This is a genomic window from uncultured Methanobrevibacter sp. (assembly GCF_937906425.1).
GTDB lineage: Archaea > Methanobacteriota > Methanobacteria > Methanobacteriales > Methanobacteriaceae > Methanobrevibacter.
On the sequence record NZ_CALCYR010000117.1, the window covers coordinates 1 to 6,751 of the forward strand.

Annotated in this window: 6 protein-coding genes; 5 read left to right on the top strand and 1 reads right to left on the bottom strand. The window is 28.0% G+C overall.

Annotated elements, in window-relative coordinates; all coding sequences use genetic code 11:
• Positions 1-338 precede the first annotated feature (338 nt).
• The 4 genes from Q0138_RS03035 to Q0138_RS03050 all read left to right on the top strand — a co-directional run bounded on the left by Q0138_RS03035 (position 339) and on the right by Q0138_RS03050 (position 4,219).
• Positions 339-2,243, top strand: coding sequence for a zinc ribbon domain-containing protein (locus Q0138_RS03035; protein WP_297980750.1), 1,905 nt, complete (start codon positions 339-341; stop codon positions 2,241-2,243).
• A 447-nt stretch (positions 2,244-2,690) separates the two neighbouring features.
• Positions 2,691-3,047 carry a HEPN domain-containing protein gene (locus Q0138_RS03040; protein WP_297980754.1) on the top strand — a complete coding sequence of 119 codons (357 nt, stop codon included), beginning with the start codon at positions 2,691-2,693 and terminating at the stop codon, positions 3,045-3,047.
• Between the two features lies 1 nt (position 3,048).
• Positions 3,049-3,444 carry a hypothetical protein gene (locus tag Q0138_RS03045; protein WP_297980757.1) on the top strand — a complete coding sequence of 132 codons (396 nt, stop codon included), beginning with the start codon at positions 3,049-3,051 and terminating at the stop codon, positions 3,442-3,444.
• 121 nt (positions 3,445-3,565) lie between these two features.
• Positions 3,566-4,219: a hypothetical protein gene (locus Q0138_RS03050; protein WP_297980759.1), complete on the top strand. Its 654-nt coding sequence runs from the start codon at positions 3,566-3,568 to the stop codon at positions 4,217-4,219.
• Between the two features lie 191 nt (positions 4,220-4,410).
• Here the strand turns inward: Q0138_RS03050 and Q0138_RS03055 are convergent, their stop codons facing one another.
• On the bottom strand, positions 4,411-5,694 hold the full coding sequence (locus Q0138_RS03055) for an O-acetylhomoserine aminocarboxypropyltransferase/cysteine synthase family protein (protein ID WP_297980761.1): 1,284 nt from the start codon (positions 5,692-5,694) through the stop codon (positions 4,411-4,413).
• 380 nt (positions 5,695-6,074) lie between these two features.
• Here Q0138_RS03055 and Q0138_RS03060 point away from each other — a divergent pair, with 380 nt between their 5' ends.
• Entirely contained in the window at positions 6,075-6,590 is a 516-nt protein-coding gene (locus tag Q0138_RS03060; protein ID WP_297980763.1) for a zinc ribbon domain-containing protein, read from the top strand.
• Positions 6,591-6,751: the final 161 nt, after the last annotated feature.

Below are 6,751 nucleotides of genomic sequence, written 5' to 3' on the forward strand. Positions count from 1 at the left end.
AATTAATTTTAAAATAATCTTAAAAAAATTATGAACATTTCTATATAAATTTTAAAAAGCTTTAAATACTATGCCTGTAATTATTTATTGAATAATTTAAAATAAAAATTAATTTAATTTAAATTGTTTAAGGCAAATTAGAGATTAAATTATTAATTAAATTTTAAATTGTTTAAGCTAAATTAGAGAATAAAATATAAATTTTATTTATTTAATTTAATTTAATTTTAATTCATTAAATTGTTTAAAGAAAAATAATATACATATTGGGTTTTTTTAAAAAACTTTAAATTCTATGATGATATAATTTTAATTAAATAAATTTATAGGGGGATAAAATGAACAAGATTTGTTATAATTGTGATAAAGTTTTTGTCAACTCCGATGCAGAGCATTGCGTTGAATGTGGAAAGAAGCTTTATGATGTAATTAATGATGATGAATTGTATGAAAAACTCAATTCAACAAGTCCTGAAACCTTGAAAGCATTCTATTCAATCTTAGGTTCCACCAAGCAAGACATTGACTATGTGCTTAAATGCTATGATAAGAAGGACATTGTTCTCTCACTTGATGAGGCTTATGAAAGCATGGAATTCCTTAAGTCTCTTGATGACTTGGATGATTATACAGTAAAATTCCTTTATGTAAACTTCAAGCTTCCAAGGGAGTGTTCAAGCAGAAGCTCACGCATTGAATACTTGGAAAATGAAATCTCCGTTTCAAGCCTAAAGTATGGAATAGCTCTTGCAAGGGAAAAAGAAGATCTCTACAAAAAATTAAATTCCCTTCCAAAGGATGTTTTTGAGGAGCTTCTTTCATGTCTTGATATGGATGATGAGCTTCAATACAAATATGAAAAGGTAATATATGCAATAATCAGCAATGATGAGGAATATATACTCAATCACCTTGATTCAATAAATTCCAGAAATTCAATTAAAAAGTCAGTTTCCGCTCTTAAAAAGTCTGAATATGAGCTTTTGATTGATGATTTGGACTCTAGGAATGATGATTTAAGCAAGAAGGAGACTATTGAATATATATCCCTAAACTATTCCTATGAAATGATAGAAGAGAGAATTTCCCGCATCAAGGAGAAGATTGCTTTCAAGGATGAGTTGAAAAAGCTTGATAAGGAGAATTTCTCACTATTGGCAAGTTCATTGGAGCTTAAGGATGATACTAAAGCCAAACAAATCAATTACCTTATCTCAAACTATGAGATTGATGAGCTGAAAAGCAAAGTGGATGAGATAGTTGAAAAGTCCAGGCTTCGAAAACAACTGGATGAGATGGATGTTGAGCCATTCAGCTATCTATTCAACAAGTATGGCGACTTGAACCTGGCACTGATCAAGGATGAGAAAATCGATTATCTTCTTAAAAACTTGGATGTTGAAGAGCTTGAATATGCAATCAGCGAGGCCCTTGAAACCTTTGAGATTAGGGATATGCTTTCCTCACTTGATGATGAGTTTTTAGAGGAACTCTTCAAGTTATATGATTTCTCCAAAAAGGGCGTTTCAAAAGAAACCAAGATCCGCAGCCTTGCAATAAATTTCACAAGGGAACAAATCGACAATAAGATAGATATTGCAAAGGACAAGATTGCCCTTAAGGGGGAATTGAATGACTTGGATGATTATATCTTCAGGTTTGTCTCTTGCCTTAAGAGCAAGGATTACAGCTCAAAGGATTTGATCATTGATGATATTGTTTACAATAATTCAAGACTGAGAATCTATGATGAAATAAAGGCAATCGAATCCAATCTTGACAAGTATAAAAAGCTTGATGAATTGGACTTTACAAGATTTAAATTGCTTGAGGAACAAGTGGTATTTCCTGAAGGGTGCATAAGAAGGGATTCCAAGATAAGCTATCTTGCCCAAACAAAGTCAATGGATCAAATTGACTATAAGCTGGACAAGATTGAAGCTTATGTTAATGAAATCCGTGAAAAGCTGTCTGAAAACGATTATGTCTATGAAAGGATAGTAAGGGACATTCAAATTCCTGAAAACCTTGAAAGGGATGAGAAGATAGATTACTTGATAGCCAATATTTCCAAAAGCAGTTTAAGACTTAGAATTTCTTATTATGAAACTGAAAATGAGGTAAGAAAAACTGTTAATGGAATATTGTCCTTTGACATAAATGATTTGTCTTGCCCTAATTGCGGCAAGTTCATTGGATTTAGAGACAAGTATTGTAAACATTGTGGCAGTGAGTTAAAATAGTTTTTAACTCATTATTTTATTTTTAAATTCTTTTATAAGGATTTTTTATTTTTTTTATTTAATTTTAATTCTTTTTTAAAGGATTTTTTTCATTTTACTATTTTTTTTAACTTTTTAATTTTAATTCTTTTTTTAATTTTTTACTATTTTTTAAAATTTTAATTTAAATTTAATTCTTTTTTAAAGGATTTTTTTAAAAATTTTACTATTTTTTTAAAACTTTTATTAAATTTAATTCTTTTTTCTGAAAAGTTTACCATTTTTAATGTATAGTTTACCTTTTTTTACTATTTAACTTATAATTCACTATTTTTTTGAGATATTGCTTTCAAATTGTAATTTATTTACTAAATAAAACAAAAATATTTATATATTGCTAAAAACAATAGATTATCAAAGAGTTAATGATTTTAGGGAGGTGTTAAAAAACATAAGCGAGATGATTAAATGAAATTCAAATGGTCAGACTTGTGGAATGTAGGTGAACATTTAAGAAAATACTCTAAAAAAGAAGAATTTCAAAGGTCTGCAGTAGGAAGATATTATTATGCTTGTTTTTTAACTGCAAGAGATTACTATGAAGCTGAAAATAAGAAACCTTTAGTTAAATTTGATTCCCATAACACTTTAATAAAATTTTTTATAACTTCTTATGAAAAAGATCATAACGAAATAGGTAGAAAATTAATAATTTTAAGAAAATATAGAAATACAGCAGATTATGAAGAGAATTTTCAAAATATTATAGTTAATAAATCACAAGAAGAATCAAAAAAACTAATAAAAATATTGGAAGGATTATAAAATGAGTTTTAGAGTAAAGGAAAGAAAATTTAAAGAAAATTTTTCAGCAGGTATAAAAAATCCTTCCATAAATTATAAACTTGGAATAAGTGAAGAGTTTAATATTGTACACCCTAAAGAAATAGAAGAGTTTATTAAAGACAAGGAAGGTTCTGTAGAGTTAATAAATAGCTCATTAGAACTTTTAAAGAAATATTTTCCAGAAGGAAAATACTCTTTAGAGTTTTATCAGGATTATGAAATACCGAATTGGAATTGGGTAGATATCTGTGTATTGGATGAAGTAAATTCTTTAGACGACAGTATGGAAATCTTTGATAAACTTTTAAAAGAATTTATTATATTAATAAATGATTATAAAGATTTAAGGGAATTTTATCATGTATTTTTGAATTAGTCCAATTAAAGCTTATTTAATTAAAATTTTATCATGTATTTTTGAATTAAATAATTGTTTGAATATATGCCAATAAATATATAAATTAATTTGTAAATAGTAATATTAAGAAAGTGATATTATGGCAGAAGATAAAGAATTAAAAATGGAAACCAAATGCTATGATGCTTCTGAATATGGCTATTTATACGGATTAAATCAAAAAATTCCGGATGAGGAGTTTGAAAAGGTCAAACCTTATATGAGAAGATTTAAAAGAATGGACTTTGTAGAAGGAAATATTAAGGTAACAGGAAGGCCAGAAGGATACAGATGTTTTGAAAAGGATGTAGCTAAAGTAGAGGAAATACTTGGAATTGAAAAAACTGTAGCTAAAAAATGGGAAAATATTGAAAATAAAATGGCTGATCCTATTAAAAAAGTTCAATTAAAGGACCAAACTTTAAATTGGCTTACAATGTTATTTAAAAATAAGGGTACACAACCTAAACAGGACCTAAGCAGATTGGCAATTCATTCCACTAAAATTTATGATCCTGCAGACGGTTTTAAAAACGGAGCTAAGGACGGTTATGGGGAATTATTTATTTACACTCCTCATGGAATGTGGTATGTAATAAATAATTGCAGTCCTGGAGCTAATCATGCATTAAATAATCTTGAAAGTAAATTTGGTGGTGCTATAGGTTTTAGACTTATGTATGATGACACTGTAGACACTCTTATTAGAATATATTCCGAAGAAAACTTATACACCGGTGAGGATTTATTCTAAAAAGAAATAAAAAATTTTAATATTTCATTTTATTTATTACAAAAAGAGAATTTTCATTATTTTAAAAAAGAAAATAAATTCATAATTTTATTTAAAAAAGATAATAAATTTAAATTTTTATTTAAAAAAAGAAAAAATAAAGAGGTTTTACCTCTTTAACTTATTTTATTTAAATTACATTGTTTAATTAATTATTCAACTGCTTTTTTTAATGCCTGATCAATGTCAGCAATTATGTCTTCCACATTTTCAATTCCAACAGACATTCTAATAAAGTCTGGACTTACTCCAGTGGTTTCCTGTTCTTCTGGAGTTAAATTGGAATGTGTAGTACTTGCAGGGTGTACAACCAATGTTTTAGCGTCACAGATATTGGCAAGGTGGGATAAGAGTTCCACATTTTCAATGAATTTCTTTCCTTCCTCAATTCCGCCCTTAATACCAAATCCAAGTACGCAACCGTATTTTCCATCAAGATACTTTTTAGCAATTTCATGGTTTGGATTGTCTTCAAGACCAGGATAGTTTACCCAAGAGACCAATTCATGATTGTCAAGGAATTTAGCAACTTCCAAAGCGTTTTCACAATGTTGCTTAACTCTTAATGAAAGGGTTTCAAGTCCTTGAAGCAACATGAATGAATTGAATGGACTTATACATGTACCTAAATCTCTCATCATCTGTACACGTGCCTTTGTAATGTATGCAGCATTTCCAAAGCTTTCTGTATAAATCAATCCATGATAACTTTCATCAGGTTCTGTAAACTCAGGGAACTTGCCATTTGTCCAATCGAAATTACCTGAATCTACAATACATCCGCCAAGAGAGGTACCATGTCCTCCAATGATCTTGGTAGCTGAATGAACAACAATGTCTGCACCATGTTCTATAGGCTTTACCATGCCTGCTGCTGAAGTATTGTCGACAATCAAAGGAATGTCATTTTTATGAGCAATTTCAGAGAGTTTTTCAAAGTCAGGAACATCAAGTTTAGGGTTTCCGATTGATTCACAATAAATTGCCTTTGTCTTGTCAGTAATTGCAGCTTCAAAAGCTTTCAAATCCTGGGAATCCACAAAATTAACTGTAATTCCAAATTTCTTTAATGTGGTTCTGAAAAGATTGTAAGTTCCGCCATAAAGGTTGTCACCTGATACGATTTCATCTCCGGCTTGAGCAATGTTTAAAATGGCAAGAGTGATTGCTGCCATACCGCTGGCCTGTGCCAATGCACCTACTCCTCCTTCAATGGCTGCCATCCTTTTTTCAAAAACATCACTTGTAGGGTTATTTAATCTTGTATAAATGTTTCCAGGAACTTTAAGTGCAAAAAGGTCTGCTGCATATTGTGCATCTTCAAATACATATGAACTGGTCATATAAATAGGTACAGCTCTTGCACCAGTTGCAGGATCTGCTTCCTCTTGACCTGCATGGATTTCCAATGTCCTATCACCATATTTTTTAGTCATTTATTTATCTCCTAATCAATTTTAATCAAAATTATGATTGTTTTTTAATTTAACTAGAATATTTTTCTTATTAAATTATAACAGTTATTTTAATTTAACAACAATAATTTTAAATTTTCTAATATATCATTTAAATTATAATCCTTATTTAATTATAACAATAATTATTTTATTCTTTTTAATTAATAACTATAATGATTTTTTTAATTTTAAAATCAATTAATAAGACTTTTTATTCTCTAAATTAAGAAATTCATACTTTCTAAATGGACTTTTCTTGAATTAATTTTTATATTATAAAATATATATCTTTAAATAGACTAAAATATATTAATAATAGATATTTTTAAAAATACTATTGATTCATAAGGGTTTTAAAAATGAAAAAATATAATTACTGTATTAACTGCGGGTTTAAATTATTCCCAGACAATCAATTCTGTCCTAATTGTGGAGTTAGGGTAGGTCATATAAAGGGTGAATCCTCAATTAATGAGGCTAATCTACGTAATTATCGTATAAAAATAAATGAATTAAAGGACAAATATGAAGAAAAGGAATTTAATGTAAAGGAATTGATAGTAAAACGTTTCCAACCACCTCAAATGACTTATTATAGGTTTATGAATGAAATTGACAATTGCAGAATACAATTCTATAAGCAGGTAGAATCTGCAACAAGCATACTTGATTTGATAGAGAATATGAGCCCCAATGTGGAAGCGGAATTAAACAATAGGATTAACAATCTAGAGGCAATTATAGAAAAGGTAGATCAATTGACTGAAGAATTGATTTTAAATATAAGTGACAGTGAAAATAAGTCTTCAGAAGAGATAAAACAATTAATGCAAGAGATGGGAGATTTAATAGATTCCATTAAGGATTATAAGTAATTAATATTATTTTTTATTAATTTAAAAAGAAATTATTTAGTTTTTTTGTTTTTAAAAAATTAAAACTATTAAATCATTTAATTTCTTTAAAAAATTAAAATTATTTAATTCATTTAATTTCTTTTAAAGAATAAAATTATTTAATTCATTTAATTTTTTTA

Excerpts from the sequence above, each read along its gene's own strand:
- Q0138_RS03035 (WP_297980750.1), top strand. The coding sequence starts at position 339 with ATGAACAAGATTTGTTATAATTGTGATAAAGTTTTTGTCAACTCCGAT.
- Q0138_RS03040 (WP_297980754.1), top strand. The coding sequence starts at position 2,691 with ATGAAATTCAAATGGTCAGACTTGTGGAATGTAGGTGAACATTTAAGA.
- Q0138_RS03045 (WP_297980757.1), top strand. The coding sequence starts at position 3,049 with ATGAGTTTTAGAGTAAAGGAAAGAAAATTTAAAGAAAATTTTTCAGCA.
- Q0138_RS03050 (WP_297980759.1), top strand. The coding sequence starts at position 3,566 with ATGGCAGAAGATAAAGAATTAAAAATGGAAACCAAATGCTATGATGCT.
- Q0138_RS03055 (WP_297980761.1), bottom strand. The coding sequence starts at position 5,694 with ATGACTAAAAAATATGGTGATAGGACATTGGAAATCCATGCAGGTCAA.
- Q0138_RS03060 (WP_297980763.1), top strand. The coding sequence starts at position 6,075 with ATGAAAAAATATAATTACTGTATTAACTGCGGGTTTAAATTATTCCCA.